The organism is Caballeronia sp. LZ001 (genome assembly GCF_031450875.1).
Classification (GTDB): domain Bacteria; phylum Pseudomonadota; class Gammaproteobacteria; order Burkholderiales; family Burkholderiaceae; genus Caballeronia.
This window is the reverse complement of record NZ_JARTVX010000002.1, coordinates 328794-345116: the sequence shown is the minus strand read 5'-3', so window position 1 is coordinate 345116 and position 16323 is coordinate 328794. Positions and strand designations below refer to the sequence as shown.

The window sequence follows — 16323 nt, the reverse complement described above, 5'->3', positions numbered from 1 at the left end:
ATACACACCACGCCGAATGGGGGCGCGGAGCACGTCCGGCGCACGATTCCGTCTGCCTGTAGTTCATCCCGGAGTGCAAGGCTTTCGCGCGTAAGCGCGGCTACCAACTTCACTCAGGAGATCAACATGCAACAACAGAAGAAAGTGTCAATGCGGCACCTGTACCTGTACGCACATCTGCTGCTGGCAGAAGCAAGCCGCAAAGGTAAGGCCGTCCGTATCCAGTGGGCGAATATCCCTACCGCGTGCATCGGCCCTGATCCGGCGAATCCCAGCGGTCTGGTGATGACGCTTCCGCACATGGCGGCCGTGGGGACCGAAGAGGACGCGAAGTTGCTCAAGGCATTGGTATCGCATGAGATTCTTTGTCATGGGCACCATACCGACTTTACAGTTGTTCCAGCAAAGGGTATCGCAGGCGATCTTTCGAACGTTCTCGAAGATCCTCGCGGTGAACTGCTTGCGGCCAAGAAGTACAAGGGCTCGCAAAAGGTAATCCGAGAGGGAATCGAGATCCTGGTCGATCGGCAGATCTTCCGTGGTCCTGACCCTGACAAGGATACGCCCGCCTCGATCCTCGTGAGCTGGCTGGTCACCGAGCTGCGTTCTGAACTGCTTGGGCAAAACTGTCTGGAGCAATTCTCTATCGACTTCCGCAAGCTTGCGATTGAGCAGTTTGGCGCGAAGTTGACGGGTAAGGTGAAGGCCATCGCACTTGAAGGCGCCACCGCGATCGATACGCTTACCGCTGATAACGCGGCGCGGAAGATCGTCGAGTTGTTGAAGATGGCCAAGGAGGAACAGGAGAACCAGCAGGGACAAGACCAGAGCAACGGTCAGTCACAGCAAGGTGATCAGGGCTCCAACGACGCCGGCAATCAACAGCAGCAGAGCGATTCTGGCTCTGGGAGTGGCGATAGTCAGCAAGGCGGAAACCCGGGAGATCAGGGTGGCAAGCCGTCAGGTAGCAGCGGCCAGGGCGACCAACAGGGCTCCGGCTCGACGGCGAGTGACTTTGAACCAGCCCCCGGAGACTTGATCAAAGCGATCGACGATGTCCTGAACGCTGACTCGGCCGACCTCGGCAACTACGGCAAAGGGCTGGAAGATGTGCTGTGCTCCGGTAACGAAGCGATGCAGGAGGCGAAACAGGGCGGTCACGGTCAGAGCCACACTTCGGAAATGACGGAACGGCAAGCACCTTCGTATGCTTCCGCCGACAACCGGTCGCGTCTTCGCGCGGGTGCCAAGGCTACTGCCGCAGCACTGGCTCTGAAGATGGAAGATCTCCTCGAGGCGTTTTCGGCAGCCGTTCGGCGCAATTCGTCATCGGGTAAGCTTCGACCGAATCGCGTCTACCGCGTCGCGCTTGGTGACACTGACGTGTTCCGGAAGAAGGCTCGAACCGAAGAGCTCGATACCTGCATGTACCTGCTCGTGGACGAATCGTCGTCAATGAGTACGTGCTTCGACAGGGAACGGGCGCCGCAACTTCATAAGGCACAGGCCAGTCCGAACGATCCGCACCAGCATTTCGACGTATCGAGGGCTGTCGCGGCAGGACGCGTTGCTGTCGCGGCAGGTGAAGTACTCGATGGTGCGCAGATCCCGTTTGGCGTGGCGAGCTATAACACCGCAGTTCGTGAGTGGCAGGATTTCGACGGTAACTGGTCGAACACGCTGCAACGTTACGAGGCCGCAGCAACTGGCAGCACGAACACACACCTGGCTGTCGTGTGGGCGCTGCGCAAGTTTGTGGACCGGAACGAGCAACGGAAGGTACTCGCTGTGGTCACTGATGGCGATCCCGGCGACGCTACCGTTCTTGAGGCTGCGCTGAAAGAAGCGGAGATGTTTGGTGTCGAAGTTCGCTTCATCCTGATCGGTGCCAGCGAAGAGGTCCGTTACAAGGGCCTTTCTGCTGCGTACGGCGTAGCGACCAACGTTCGAGAGCTCGCCAAGGCAGTGTTCGGTTCTCTCGAAGCGGCAATCTGCTAACCCACGACCCCAGCGACTTTTGTCCTGGGGTTTTTTTTTGTTTCCTCGCCTCTCATCTCCGGGCGCTGACCGACAATATTCCGCGCACACACGCACCCACGCCGCGTCTCGCGATTGCATACCCGTGTTTCACATCACCCTCCTGTCAGGCCTTCGCAAGGGGCCATTCATTCCCACCTCAGGAGAAAAAGCATGGAAGCAATCGTTCGCAAGACAATCGACGAAGTTTTTGGTGTCGACGCAGCACCGTTCAAGGCAAGTGGCAACCAATCGACGACCTCGGTTCGCGTCTTTGCTGCCACACCGGAGACACCCGAGACAATCGACGGTTTCGCGTTTGAAGCAGACACGCTGCGTCGCGTGATGGTCTGGATGGCATCGGGCACGCTCCCGGCAACGTTCGCGAAGGCGAAGATGAAGCGTAACCTGATGGTATTTGGGCCGACCGGATGCGGCAAGACGGCGATGATCAGCCAGGTCTGCGCGCGAACCGGACGCTCTATGTTCCGCTATCAGTGCAGCGAAGACTCTGAGGCATCGCAACTGTTTGGCACGTGGAAACTGTGCGGCCCACAGGAAGTTAGCGAAAGCCAGTCGAACGCGCCTCAGATGACGTTTGTTGATGGGCCAGTTCTTCGCTGGGCGCGCACGCCGAATTCGATTCTGCTTCTAGACGAATTTGACCAGTTGGCCCCGTCGGTCGCGATGAGCCTCAACGGCGTGCTCGATGGAGACGACATCCTCGTGCCGGAAACCGGCGAGCGTATCAAGATCGCCGCCGGCTCGCTCATCGTAGCTACGGGTAATACCAACGGCCGTGGCTCGGCTGGCGGTAACGGAGGGAGCGCATCGCTGTATAAGGGCGTCAAGCGGCAGAACATCGCCAGCCTCGACCGCTTCTTTGTCATCAACGCAACCTACCTCGGCGAAGACGAAGAGAAGAAGCTGCTCCAGCATCAAGTCGGGATGGCAGAGAAGGCCGCCGAAGCGATGGCGAAGCTTGCAGCAACCGTTCGAAGCCAGTTTCTTGGGCTGAACGAAGATGCCGGTCAGAATGGTGAACCGTTGGAATTCACGATCACCACGCGCAACCTGCTCAACTGGGGCCTCACCCATCGTTTGCTGATGGCGATGGGTCTCGACAGCACGAGCGCCTTCAAAGAGGGCCTCCGCATGACGTTGCTGGACTTCGGGACGGTAGCTGAACGCTCGGCGATTCTCGACTCGTGGGACAACATCATCGGAGACATCTCCTAACCCCCATACCCTCGGCTTCGCGCCGGGGGTTTTTTATTTTGCAAACATCACCTCGCAGCGCAAATAAAAAACCCCTCAAGCGACATAGTCGACATGAGGGGCGGTCACGTTAGCGTGCATCTTTTTGGGGAGGCGTTGTCCTTGACCTCCATTACCGGCTCGTGCAAATACCACGATCCATGCGCTTTACAGCAATTCCCACACAACTGATCACCAAGCCTACGCTTGCGACCAAGCTGGCTAGGAAAAGTTGTGCTGCGTTAAGACTTTCCATGTCTAATTCCCCAAAAAAGGCGCTTGCCTAAACAGCTCTTACTCGTCTTTCAGCAGCCACAGAGCGACTGCGTTGAAGGTTACGAAAAGAACTGCGCCGAGGATAGCGAAGCCCACATCCGACAGGGTCAGGGCGGTGCCATTCAACATCTTTTGAACAGCGCCGAAGCCGAGCAGACCCCAGGTTGCGACTCCGATATCCTTCAACAGGCCAGCGAGATGCTCAATGACCTTTACGTGCTTCTTGGCCATGATTGAGCCGTCCTTTCTACAGTTCGTCTCCCGCGAGACGGTTGATGATAGCCCCTAGAGGCGGGACGAGAGTGTTGCTCTCGCACTAGGTTTGTCTGTGCGAGATAGATATGAAGAACACAGTCGTGTAATCGATCGTGTCTTAGGAGAAGAGAGAAGAGCGGGGCAGGGAGGAGGATACGGTACGCGGCAAAGAGCAAGCGACGAATATAACGACGCCGCCGCCTATACGTTCCCGCGCTTACGGACTTCGTATAGCCCGGCGTTTCGCATATCCATCTGCTATTTCAACCCATCAAGGAGCTATCCCATGAATCAGCAGAAAGATCATGCGTTAACAGAATCATCCGAAGTTGTCGAGCTGACCGTCGAAGCTTTACTGACTGGCGATCGGGTCGATCTACGGTCGTGTCCATTTCTGCGGACGCGTGCTACGGTCGAGTTCGAGTACGCGGTCGTCGAGTCGGTAGTGCGTGAAACACCCGACTGCGTCGCTGTCGCATACGAGGACATCGATGTCGTTGGCTATCGCGTCGGTACCAAGCTGAAAGTGTCGCCCGTAAAAGTAGAAGTGCCCGACATCATCTGGGAACACGCCTTCTGTACCGGAACCGCCAAAGTGAATGGAATGGCGATCGGCCATATTTCACTCCGCGGCAGGCCGGACCAGAAGGGCGCATTTGAGGTGGTGCTCTATAACTCTAACGGGGAAAAGAACAGTTGGTCCGGCAAACCTTTGCCGGCGGCCACCGCGAACGTCACTGGAGAACAGGCTGCTACTGCGCGTTTCCAGAGGTTGGTCAAAGACGCTCTTGTAAAACGGACGCCCAGTGATGTACTGAATGCCGTGGCGGGAGACAAAAAATGAAGAAACTTGCTATCAACACGCTCACCTTGTCAGTGGCTCTCGCCCGTCTTCTCGTAGCAAATATCGCGCATGCAGAGGATCAAGCTTCTGCTCCTGATAGCAGCGTGACGGTCGTCACACTCCACAGCGAATGGCGACCTGTCAACGGTGCCATCACACGCAACGGAGACCAGCTTTCGCATCAACCCATCAGGATCGTCGATGGGGGCGTGAAGAGCGCTGGCGATTCGTGCTGGAAATTGAGCGACACGGGTCAGTTGGTGTCCGTGCCAGGCAATTGCTACATGCTACGCTCAGCAGAAATCGGCGAGACTACGCCGGCACGATGACTGGTTTGGACCGGTCGACTTTGGTAACCCTCGAAGCCCTCTTTCTCACTGAGATTGAGGGTTTTTTCTTTTCGTTGAGCGATTACGCGTGCATGTCCTGCATCCCGGGTCACCAGGCCTTCGCAAGGGGTCTGTCTTTTTAACTCCTGGGAGATTCAGATGAGCCAAGCAGCAAACGACGCAGTCGCTGAAATGCAAGTTTTGAACAACGTCGCACTCTTCGACTTCATCATCGGCGGCAGCACGGGTGAAAAAACGGTGGAAGCCGACGATTTCATCCGCGAAGTCGGCAAGATGCTTCCCCGCGGTACCTTTTCGTGGGTATCGAAGTATCGCTCCGAAGCCAAACGCGAAATCCTGAAGGTCGGGGTTGCTCGTCGCGTCAACAACCGTGTTCGAGGCTACTTCGTGCCACTCGAGCAGGCGGGTTCTCTGTCGACAAAGCTGAAGAAGATTAAGGCTGATTTTCAGGCCGAGAAATCAAAGTTCCTCGCCAACCTGCCGATCATCATCGAAGATTGGGCTAACAGCCCGGTCAATTCCGGTGTGACCAGCAGCGGCCAGTCGAGGGCGACTTTGATCCGTCAACATGCGCCGAAGCGAGAGGATCTCGATCGCTTGCTGTCATTCGACACGTCGGCGATCCGGGTCGGTTCAACCGAATTCTTCGGGGCAGACGACGCATTGCAGACGGAAGTGAAGGGCTTGGTCGGTCAGGCAGCACTGGAAATCGCCGACGATGTGAAGAAGTCGTGGAAGGGTCCGAACGCAGGCCGCACGAGCAGCCGGGTGCTCGGTCTGATCCGTCGCATTCGCAACAAGGCCGTCGCGATGGGGGTTCTCTCCCCGAAGTTCAGTCGACTGGCCGAGATGTGCGACAAAGTGCTGTCCGCTGTGCCTGAAGGACAGAACATCGAGGGCATCGAATTTCTGATGGTCTCATCGTTGCTGTCGCGCTGCATGAAGCCGGAAGACATCCTCGCCGAGGACTCTGTCAAGTTCGATCCGCTGGATGTTCAACTGCCGGATACGGGTGTCGAAACACAACAACCCGCAGCTCTTGCACAGCCGGACACGTCCGATCTCTTCCTTGTGATCGGCGACGCAACGCCTAAAATTGAGGCAGCCCAAGCCACCGACCAAGGTGACGCTGAGCAACCTGCTTCGGAACCGGTGACCGCCGAGCCCGTTGCTGAAGCCCCAGTCGAGCCGCAGACCACGCTGGAACTGGTCCTGTAAAGTAAATCGCCCCAGTCTTCTTTCGAGAAAACTGGGGCGCTTTTTTTTGTACGGGACTGATCGAGCGACTACTTATCCACAGACTACTCCACAGTTTCTGTGGATTCCTGTTCTCCCGGCGGACCAGCCAACTCGGGCACTTCGATCTGGGCCTTCTTCGTCAGCACCCTGTTGAATTCACGTTCATACAGCGCAGCAAAACCGGCCCGAAGCTTGATCGGGAGCGCGTGCCACTCCTCCTTCGTCGGGGCGTATGCGGTCCACTGCGTGTCTGCGGTCATCTTGACGATGGAGAGCCACATTTGATCATCCAGCGCCTTCGAATTCATGAAGTCCGATGGATCGAAGAAGTCAGCCAGAATGTAGACCTGAATCGTGGGGAGCCCCAAGAATTCTGCGACCTTCGAGAGCTTGTCCTTCCCGAGAGATTTGATCGTCCGGTTCCCGTTGGTCATCGAGTTCCAGTAAATCGGCGTGACACCCATGATGTCGGAGATGGTGCGCTCTGGGAGGTCACGTTCGACGAGCGTCTTCTTGATCAAGCGGATCAATCGGAGGCCCTCAACCTTTCGCTTATCGACTGCGGGCTGCGACTCCGCCTCTGCCAACTCGAGTTGCTCCGGGGCCTTCGAACCTCGCCCTTTGACCGTTTTGGCCGAAACTCGACGCTTGGGAGAGGGCGTGTTGGCCGCCGATGCGGCTTGCTTTTTGGTGGTCATAGCTCGACTCCAGGAAGGCTACGGCTCGTTAATAGGGTCCGGGGTCTTTGTACACCTTGAGTCGGATGCATCTACCCCGCATTTTCTTAGCAATTCGATTCTACACACATAACAACAAGATACAAGCACTTTTGCCGCTGAAACAAGTGGCTTTTTCTTACGTTACGCCACCTATGTCACGGATCGTCGTAATGACGCCGGGGATGATCGCCGTAATGGCGCCAGTTTGAAGTGGAGTAAAACGCGGATTCGAACGTACTCAAGGATGCGTTTTTTTAGCCGATTTCGCAAGCCGCATCTGGTCGGGTTCGGGCATTGGTCTGGGCGCCCGGAAACTGTCACCATCAAGCACGATGCGATAGGCGCCGTGTCGTAGGCGATCGAGTGTCGCAGCGCCCAGGATGCGGTTGCCGGCGAACGCATCGCCCCATTCGCTGAAGTCGAGATTACTCGTCAGGATCGTCGCGGCGCTCTCGTACCGTTCCGCGATCAGGTCGTGGAAGTCTTCATCCTGCGGCGAGCGCAGCGGCTTGAGCGCGAAGTCGTCGACGATCAGGACCGGTACGCCTGCAAGCTGCTTCAGTTTGCGCTCATAGGTACCGGTCGCGCGCGCTGCCTGCAGACTGTTCAATAGCCTAGTCTGCGTGGCGAACACGACATCACGCCCCTGCCGGGCGGCGCAATTGCCGAGCGCCTGGGCTAAGTGCGACTTGCCGGTACCGGTTGGCCCGGCAATGAGAATCGCGACCTTCTCATCGATATAGCGACCGGTAGCGAGGTCGTGGATATGGGCTCGATTCAGGTTCGGCAGCCGGTCGAAGTCGAACGTTTCCAGGGTCTTGCCCATTGCGAAGCCAGCACGGGCCAGACGGGTGCGCAGCTTCTTCTGGTCACGTCGGGCGACTTCATCGTGCAGCAGCATGGCGAGGAACTCCGTGTAGGCGAGCTGGCCGTCAATGGCCTGCCGGTTGCGTTGCTCAAGGGAATCGAGCACGCCAGACAGGCGCAACTGCTTGAGGGTCGTGTTAAGTTCAGGACTGGGATTCATGCGCGTTTAGTGGATCAGCAGGGATTGGAGATTGCGACCGAAGCGGCCACCGTTGACGTAGGTATCGGTGAGCGTTTGCGGGGACTCTGCGATGGGCTCGCTCTCCAGACCTTTGTCCAGAATCGTCTTGACGGTTCGCCACCTCGGGCTGGCATGCGCTAGCGCCCGTTCGCATGCAGCATCCAGCCGGGTGTCACCAACCTTGCCGCGAAGCCGGATGATGCCCTGCGCGCCGCGCAGGTTGACGAGCACCTCATCGTTGAAGAGCGCTAGAACCAGCGCGTGGCAGGACGGACCGATTTCTTTGGCCTGCGCCAGACACCATTGCGGATCGTGTTCGAGCCACGCCTGTGCTGCCGGCGGCTGATGATCGCGAACGGTTGAGCGCGCACCGGGTTTGCGCAGCCGGGGATGGGTGGCGACGAGTTCGTGCTGATGGAACAGCTGCACGACCGTGTCTGTTGCCTTCACCCACAGCGTCTTGCCGACCAGGGCGAACGGCACCGAGTAGAGCGCCTTGTGATGCTGGATGTGAGCATCACGATGAACGGTGACCGTGGACCATGCTGCGAGCACCGGCGGCACATCGGGCAACGCCGTCAACAGCGGCTTCTCGATGGCGAAGCGTGCCAGCGGCTGTTCGCGTGTCGTGCCGTGTTCACGAACGCTGGCTTCCCGCATGATCCATTCGCGCAGTTGCCGATTGGCATCCGGAAGATCACGAAACGCGCGCAGCGGCATGAAGGACTTCTTGACGTATTTGACGCCCGATTCAACGACGCCCTTCTTCTGCGGGTCGTGCGGGGGACAGGCATCGATCCTGAAGCCATATCCTTCAGCGAGGCCCGCGTATGAGCGCTGGACCTCGGGGTCGTACGTGCATGCCCTGATGATCGCGCACTTCGCGTTGTCGATGATGATTCGCCCGGGGCAGCCGCCGAACCACTCGAAGGCGCGCCGGTGGCAGGCCAGCCACGTCTCGACGGTCTGATCGAACACAAGTTCGACATACTGATGACGCGACCAGCATAGCGTCATGACGAAGAACCACGTCTTGAGCGTGTGACCTGATTCGTGGATGAGCGCGGGACCGGCGCCGAAGTCAACCTGCGCGGCATCGGCCGGCGGGAAGTCCAGAATCGTCGTCGCGGTGACACTGCGTTCGGCCTCCAGATGCTTGAGGAAGCGGCGCACAGCCGAGTAGCTGCCGGTGTAACCATGGTTACGTTTGAGTGCACTGTGAATCGTCGTGCCCTGCACGTCAGCCGCGAACCAGTTGCGGATCTGCTCGCGAAAGGGCTCGAGGGTCGACACGCAGGTGCTGGGCAGATGCGGCGTGCGGCCGAACTGACCGGCGATCACAGTGTCTTGCGGCAGCGGCAGCGCCGGATCGAGCCAGCCGAGCTCTTGCGCGGTGCGCCTTACGGCGGTGAGCTTCTTGCGGCCCATGAGCCCGGCGCGCGCTATGTCGCGGTCGGAATCGCCTTGCCGCATACGGACAAGGACTTGGCGGTACTCAAACAATTCGAACCTCCGGTTGGCCATGGGCGCTCCGCTCAGAAAAGAGCGAAGCGTACCCAGCTGGGAAAGTTCGAACCGCGTTCTGCTACACGGCGCAGGTGGCGCCTATACGCCGATCATCGGGTGGCGCCATTACGGCGATCATGGACTGGCTCCATTACGCCGATCCTGCGCTGGCGCCTATGCGCCGATCATCAATTGGCTCCTATACGGCGATCCGTGACAACCTATGACAAACGATTGGTATAGCTTTGTCGTTTCGTTGTATTATCGATACGTGTTCAGTATAATTTCTGTGCGCGAACGTACCGATCAACTCAATCAGGAGATTCTCCATGCTGCCCATGGACGCCAAGAAGAACGCCGACTCCTATTCGTATCCGAACGGGATGCTGAATTCGGGGTATATCGGCGGTGTGCTCCGCAAGCCGGGTGATGGCGTGTGCTACATCCAGCAAACCCGCAGTGAAAACCACATGCTTCCGATCGAATTCGATCCGAAGAAGACGCCGCTGCCCCGAAACCTCCAGGAAGGCGATCTGGTCTTTGCGATCTGCCACGCCTTTGGAGACAAGGAAGGCGACCAACGCGTCGTGCGGCTTCGCAGTATTTCGTTCGAGCAGCCGAACACCATGCATATGGACAAGCGCTATGCAGAAGACCTGCTGCGCAAGTGGGGTACGCTCGTGCACGAAGCGGCGAAAGACTCTGGGGTTCCCAGCTCGATCAAGCGCCTCGAAGAGCAGTTCGGACGGCCGGAAGACACTCAAAAGCGACTCGACGCAATCGACTGGCGCGTCATGGGGCTGAACCGCAACGCGACCAACAACGTGCGTGTTGCTGGCTTCATCCAAGCGAAATCGCTTGAACGCAATCGCGTCGGCCCCGAAGGCAAGCCGCTCAACGATCGACTCGTGGTGCTGTTGCGCCAAACCAAGGACGCCGACAAGTGCCTCTCGATCCGCTGGTACGGGAAGAACCTTCAGCCGCTCGCCGACAAACTCCAGCGCGGATTTGCGGTCAGCGTCAGTGCTGAATTCCGGCTCGACGTGAAGGCCATTGGCGCCCCCGATCCGGAAACGAAGATCGCGCCAGTGTCGATCATTCCTTTTCTCCAGGCGAAGGATTTTCCGGCTCCCGTTCCTCCGGGTTCGGAATTCATCAAGGTCATCCCCGCGTGGGCCGTCGAGCTGTTCGAGCGCGAAGCACGTCCGGTCCGCGAAGCCGCAGCAACGGCCACGAGCGCGGAAACGCCCGCCGGCGGGGATGTGGATCGCACGGCACTTTTCGCCTCCGCCTTCAACCAGCCCGAGCAGTAAAGCGCGGAAGGCCCCTGTAAGTCTTGAGGGCGCAGGGGCCAACGCAGAAGCGGAGTAGGCTGCGCTCGCTGTAAGAACAGGCGCCGCAAGCCGATGTGGGCTGCCACATTCAGCAGCCTTGAACGGAACACCCTATCTTGCCCGGTGGCCGGCCGGCAAATTCAGCCACCCTGCGGCTGGCCCCCTGAGCAGTAATCACACACCCAAATTCAGAGGGGAACACAGTCGATGGGGAAAACTCTCATCATTGCCGAAAAGCCTTCAGTTGCTAAGGACATCGCTCTGGCGCTGGGGGGGTTCGGGCGCGTCGATAATTGGCTTGAAAGCCCGGATGTCATCATCTCATCGGCGCAAGGCCATCTGGTTGAGGTTTTCTCGACGTTGATGGACACATCCGGCAAGGATCTCCAGTCACTCCCTGTCATCCCGCCTTCATTCGATCTGCGCGTGATCGACGGTGCCAACAGGCCTCAACTATTTGCGCAACTCAAGCGTCTTATGTCTCGCCAAGACGTTGACGCCGTAGTTAACGCTTGTGACGCGGGGCGGGAAGGTGAACTGATCTTCCGCCTGATTTACAAGCTGGCGGGCTGTACGAAACCAATGAAGCGCATGTGGTTTCGATCAATGACCCCCGAGGCTATTCGGGAATCGTTCCACTCGATGAAACCTGGCGCGGATTTCGACGGGCTATCAGACGCCGCGTTCTGTCGCACCGAGGGCGATTACCTTGTCGGGATCAACGGGTCACGTGGCGTAACTCGCCTGTACGAACGACAGACGGCATCTGTCGAGAATCGTTCGGTTGGTCGCGTCCAGACGCCGACGGGTGCGCTGGTCTACGATCGGGAAATGGCTATCCGAACCTTTAGAGCCAAGGACTATTGGGAAGTCCATGGTCATTTCGGCGTCGCTGCCGGAAACTATGTCGGAAAGTGGTTCGATCCTAATTTTAAGGCCTCCGGCGAACAACAAGAGCTGGGTGAGGGCGGCGGCAGCGGAAAATCGGACGAGACCGCTAACCGGTTCTTTGAGAAGGACAGGGCGGACGCGATTGTCGCAAAGTGCAGCGGGACGAACCCAACCGATGTCCGCGAAGAGTCGAAGCCGACTGCGAAGGGATCACCGCGGCTATACGACCTGACGAGCCTACAGCGCGAGGCCAACCGCAAGCTGGGCCTTTCGTCCAAACGCACTCTCGACATCGCGCAGGCGCTCTACGAGAAGCACAAGGTCACAACCTACCCTCGCACTGACTCCAGCTTCCTGCCGGAGGATTACGTCGCAAAAGCGCAATCCACGATCGAGTCACTGGTGGGCACGACATACGAACCGCACGCGAAGCGCGTGATCGATGGTGGCTGGGTAAAACCGGACAAGAAGATATTCGACAACGGCAAGATTAGCGACCACTTCGCCATTATTCCGACGGGCAAGCGTCCCGAAGGCCTCACGCCGGAAGAGGGAAAGGTGTACGACATGATCGTGCGCCGCTTTCTCGCCGTGTTTCACCCGGCGGCGCAATACCAGGTCACAACCCGAATCACGGTCGTCGCTGGCGAGCATTTCAAATCATCCGGCCGCGTGCTGATCAGCGAAGGCTGGATGGCTGTCTACGGCGCAGATGTCGACGATGAAGATAAGAAGACGCCAGCCTTGGTGAAGTATGAAGCGGGCGAGGCGGTAACGACAGTCAGGATCGAGCTGAAGACGCTCAAGACGAAGCCGCCTCTTCGGTACACCGAGGACACGCTTCTTGCCGCCATGGAGAGCGCCGGCAAGTTCGTCGATGACGACGAGTTAGCGGATGCCATGAAGGAAAGGGGGCTCGGCACCCCCGCGACGCGTGCAGCGATTATTGAAGGGCTGCTCGCAGACAAAGACGGAAAGGGTAATCCGAAAGAACCGTATCTGAAGCGCGACGGCAAAAGCCTGGTGCCCACGCCCAAACTCATCAGCCTGATCGAGTTCCTGCGTAATAACGGGATCGAACTGCTTGCGTCGCCAAAGCTGACTGGGGAATGGGAGCACAAGTTGCGTCTGATTGAGCGGGGCGAATATCGACGCGATGCGTTCAACAACGAGATCGGTGATTTGACGCGCCAGATCATCGACGCAATTCGCAAGAAAGCAGCTGAGGTCGTAGTAAAGAAGCTCGACGCCAAATGCCCTCAATGCGGCGGCGAGATCGCGATCGGTGCAAGAACGTTTGACTGCGAATCGGCCTGCGGCTTCCGACTGTGGAAAGAGATTGCAGGGCGTCAACTGAAGCCATCAGAGGCCAATACGTTGCTGACCACGCGCGTGGTCATGAACCTCAATAACTTCATCAGCAACAGCAAAAAGAAGTTCACCGCGTGCCTGCGTCTCAATGACGAGCACAAGGTGGAGTTCTTCTTTGACGAAACTGTAAACACCACCGATGCATCTGGCAATCCGGTGCATTGCCCCGTCTGCGAGAAGCTGATGCGTCGGATTTCCGGTGCTAATGGTCACTTCTGGTCGTGCACTGACCGTGAAAATTGCAAGACGACACTGGATGACAGTGCGGGAAATCCCGTGCCGAAGGTGGCCGCTCAGCCTTGCCCCAAATGCAGCTCAGACATGAACCGCGTCCGGGGAAAGAAAGGTTACTTCTGGTCTTGTACAGATCGGGAAGGCTGCAAAAACACGATGGACGACAAGGACGGTGCCCCGGTGACCAGGCCCGATCCAATTGCGTGTCCGGATTGTGGAGCGCAGATGTTCAGGCGCGAGCGCCGCGATAAGAAGGGCTACTTCTGGGGTTGTAGCGCGTTCAAGAAGGATGGCGGTGGATGCGGCTGCATTTTGCAAGATGACAACGGCAAGCCGGTAATGAAAGCTGGTGCTAGTGCTACCGGTGCCACGAGCGAAGGAGCATTCCTGTGAACTCGAAGAACCGGATCTTCCGGGCCGCACTCATGGTCTTCGGCTTCTGGTGGATCATACTGACCCTGGTCGAGTTCGGCGGCTCGCCGCTCGAAGTGATTCAGAACTGGGGCTACGTGTCCTACTCCCTTGGGTACTGGTTAGCCGGCACCTTGGGCGGCTTCGGCATCGGCGTCTGGCTGATCTGGTTCGAACGAGTTCAGGCGATGAACCGGCTCTACAAGGGCCGGGGCGGCAACGCCGTCAACGGGATATGGTCGACACTCGGTCATGTCCCCATGTTGGCGCCCGCGTCCCCGCGCGTCCCGACTGCTTCTCAGCGCCTTCCGATTCAAAGCAAGATCGTGTCCGGCTGGGTAGAGAAGACCAAGGTCGAACACCCCGAGCATGCGGCATTCTTCCTTGCAGTATGGGATGTGTACTCTGCTCACAAGGGGCACCCGGCAACCCACCGGAAGGGCGGCCATGCAAATCGCCGGTTGTGGGAGCATTGCCTCGCGGTGACCGAGATGGCTCTCCAAGAGGCTGGAGCTTGGACATACGAAGGCGTGCACGCGAAGAAGCGCGGGAAAGCCAAGCGTCTCATCATCGCCAAGCGCAATCCGGAATATGTGTTTGATGCGGCAGACCCGCTGGTGCCGATCATCGCGCTGGCTCACGACTTCGGCAAACTCGAAGCCTATACGATCAACGAAGACGGCAGCATCGCCACGCGCGAAGAAGGGTCGAGTACCGACCACGATGACGACCGCATCTTTCATGACTCGTTGGGCGCCCGGATGCTCGCGCGTCTCCCGGAATATTGGAAGCTGTCTGCACGCGATCGCCGTGCCATCAACCTCGTGATTGGACATTACCATCATCCGAGCGCCTTTCCCGTGGATGAAAATGGCCTCGCAATAGATGACCGGATGTCGGCGTTGATGGAATTCCTGATCTATGTCGACAAAAAAACTGGGCTGATCGAGAGCGGCCGTGATGCCGCGGACGAGGATGACGAAATCACGGAAGAGCAAGCGACCTCTATCTACAACGCCTTTGTTGAAGTGGTCACGGAATTCGGCCGCGTCAACGGCACTGGCGACAAAGCGCGCGATGCCACGTTCAAGATCGGGCAAAAGCACGACGGGCTGATTGTCGTGAAAGAGCTTGAACTCCGGCGCCTCATTCTCGCGAAGCTTGGATGGTCTCTCGACGAGGGCGAATCCCGTTATCGCGTGACCATGAACCTTCTGTTCACGCTGGGCGAGAAGGGGTTGCTCTACGACCAGCACAACGGCATCGATTTTGCGCGCTACCACCCAATGTATGCGGTCTCTTTCCGCAGTAGCAAGAACGGGCAGCATATTTCGACGTGGGAACCTGTCGTCATCTTCAAACCGCTGACGACAACGCCTGAATTTGCGGAGCTAGGTGGCTTGCCGAATTTCGGCTCACGAATGGTGATCAATAAGCCTATCTATACGCACAATCCGGGCATTCGTGATCCCGAGGTGCTTCGTGACCTCGTCCGCCGCGCGTTTGGCGACGACGTAGCCCGTGGTATCAAGATCAGTGGCAGAAGCGAGACCAAGGCGCAAACGAAGTTGCGGCTTGAGAAGGGCCCGGTCGCGACCACCACAGAGCCTGCGGTGACACCTGCCCCAGCCGCGACACCTGCCGCGTCCCCCCCTGTGAACCAGTCTCCGGCGGCTGTTTCGGCGGCTGTTCCGGCTGCTGTTCCGGCCACCGCAGCGGTGAAGACGGCAGCGAACAGCGTATCCGAGAACTCGAGTGCCAACGTCAAAAACCCGGATGCGAGCGCAGTCGCGGCGCCGGTGGACGTGCCTTCCGTCCCAGTGAATGATTCTGAGGCACTCTCAGTAGCCGCGGATGCAGATGAGGATAACAACCACGAGCTCGACGCATCCGATATACCAACGATCGGGGGCGATTCAGACTCCGCTGTTGAGGGTGATTTGCCGACGATCGGACCCGTCGAAGCATCGCACGCTGAAGATCCGTTCGACGATATTCTGCCCAAGGCTGGCGAAGGCGCTGAAGACATGGGCTCGATATTTGATGGCGGAGACTTCGCTGACTTCCCGTCATCCTCAGTGGGTTTAGACGGCACTCCGCCACAGGCCTCAGTGCCAACGGTCGAGGTTCCGCCGGCGCAGCCCGCCGCTGAAGACTTTACCGCTAGCCAGGCTTCGGAACAGCCGCTGATCGTTGACCGGCCGGGGATCGCCATACCCGACGCCGATATGCCGAACGTCCGGAAGAAACAGTCACCCGAGAAGGAGGCTGCCGCGCTCGAAGCCCTGTCTGCGCTAGGAGCGATGACCGATCCGCTGTTATTCAGCAAACGAACACCAAAGGTTAAGCCAGTCAAACGTACCGCGACGAAAACGCTCGAACGGTTGAAGGATCTTATCGCCTCGAAGCAACTGGTCGTATGCGGCAACAGAAATGGCTTCAACTATGTTCTCGCCACTGACATCCCGAAGGTCGCGAGCGACATCGATATCGAGGAACTCGCCAAATCCGCCAAACTGCCAAGCATTGAGCCTCAGCCTGGCGCAATGATGGTCGGCATCCCGGAGTGACC

12 protein-coding genes are annotated in these 16323 nt (G+C 58.3%); 8 read left to right on the top strand and 4 right to left on the bottom strand.

Translation table 11 applies throughout. The features are described from left to right. The first annotated feature begins 126 nt into the window (after positions 1 to 126). Together P9292_RS04045 and P9292_RS04040 are read left to right on the top strand one after the other, a co-directional pair. Positions 127 to 1998, top strand: a complete 1872-nt coding sequence (locus tag P9292_RS04045) for a vWA domain-containing protein (protein WP_244797573.1) — start codon at positions 127 to 129, stop codon at positions 1996 to 1998. A 192-nt stretch (positions 1999 to 2190) separates the two neighbouring features. After that, on the top strand, positions 2191 to 3255 hold the full coding sequence (locus tag P9292_RS04040) for an AAA family ATPase (RefSeq protein ID WP_244797574.1): 1065 nt from the start codon (positions 2191 to 2193) through the stop codon (positions 3253 to 3255). Positions 3256 to 3567: 312 nt separating this feature from the next. Here P9292_RS04040 and P9292_RS04035 read toward each other — a convergent pair whose 3' ends face one another. Next, positions 3568 to 3780 (bottom strand): hypothetical protein, encoded by a 213-nt coding sequence (locus P9292_RS04035; protein WP_244797575.1) that lies wholly within the window; start codon positions 3778 to 3780, stop codon positions 3568 to 3570. A 310-nt stretch (positions 3781 to 4090) separates the two neighbouring features. Here P9292_RS04035 and P9292_RS04030 point away from each other — a divergent pair, with 310 nt between their 5' ends. The 3 genes from P9292_RS04030 to P9292_RS04020 all read left to right on the top strand — a co-directional run bounded on the left by P9292_RS04030 (position 4091) and on the right by P9292_RS04020 (position 6216). Beyond that, complete coding sequence (locus tag P9292_RS04030) at positions 4091 to 4648, top strand: hypothetical protein (RefSeq protein WP_244797576.1); 558 nt, start codon at positions 4091 to 4093, stop codon at positions 4646 to 4648. After that, the gene (locus P9292_RS04025; protein ID WP_244797577.1) at positions 4645 to 4977 is read left to right on the top strand and encodes a hypothetical protein; all 333 of its coding nucleotides are present in this window, start codon (positions 4645 to 4647) and stop codon (positions 4975 to 4977) included. The genes P9292_RS04030 and P9292_RS04025 overlap by 4 nt, the downstream gene beginning before the upstream one ends. 159 nt (positions 4978 to 5136) lie before the next feature. Then, positions 5137 to 6216 carry a DUF3150 domain-containing protein gene (locus P9292_RS04020; RefSeq protein WP_244797578.1) on the top strand — a complete coding sequence of 360 codons (1080 nt, stop codon included), beginning with the start codon at positions 5137 to 5139 and terminating at the stop codon, positions 6214 to 6216. Between the two features lie 83 nt (positions 6217 to 6299). On the opposite strand, the gene P9292_RS04015 is transcribed toward P9292_RS04020, so the two are convergent. The 3 genes from P9292_RS04015 to istA form a co-directional block, all read right to left on the bottom strand. Next, a complete protein-coding gene (locus P9292_RS04015) occupies positions 6300 to 6935 on the bottom strand; it encodes an XRE family transcriptional regulator (protein WP_244797579.1) in 636 nt (211 codons plus the stop codon). 259 nt (positions 6936 to 7194) lie between these two features. Next, positions 7195 to 7983: an IS21-like element helper ATPase IstB gene (istB, locus tag P9292_RS04010; protein WP_244797580.1), complete on the bottom strand. Its 789-nt coding sequence runs from the start codon at positions 7981 to 7983 to the stop codon at positions 7195 to 7197. A 6-nt stretch (positions 7984 to 7989) separates the two neighbouring features. Continuing rightward, the gene (istA, locus tag P9292_RS04005) at positions 7990 to 9507 is read right to left on the bottom strand and encodes an IS21 family transposase (protein WP_244797688.1); all 1518 of its coding nucleotides are present in this window, start codon (positions 9505 to 9507) and stop codon (positions 7990 to 7992) included. A gap of 341 nt (positions 9508 to 9848) precedes the next feature. On the opposite strand from istA, the gene P9292_RS04000 reads away from it, so the two are divergent. The 3 genes from P9292_RS04000 (at position 9849) to P9292_RS03990 (ending at position 16321) form a co-directional block, all read left to right on the top strand. Further along, positions 9849 to 10823 carry a hypothetical protein gene (locus P9292_RS04000; protein WP_309958091.1) on the top strand — a complete coding sequence of 325 codons (975 nt, stop codon included), beginning with the start codon at positions 9849 to 9851 and terminating at the stop codon, positions 10821 to 10823. Positions 10824 to 11051: 228 nt separating this feature from the next. Further along, a complete protein-coding gene (locus P9292_RS03995; RefSeq protein WP_244797582.1) occupies positions 11052 to 13733 on the top strand; it encodes a DNA topoisomerase in 2682 nt (893 codons plus the stop codon). Beyond that, entirely contained in the window at positions 13730 to 16321 is a 2592-nt protein-coding gene (locus P9292_RS03990) for an HD domain-containing protein (protein WP_244797583.1), read from the top strand. Before P9292_RS03995 ends, P9292_RS03990 begins: the two co-directional genes overlap by 4 nt. Positions 16322 to 16323: the final 2 nt, after the last annotated feature.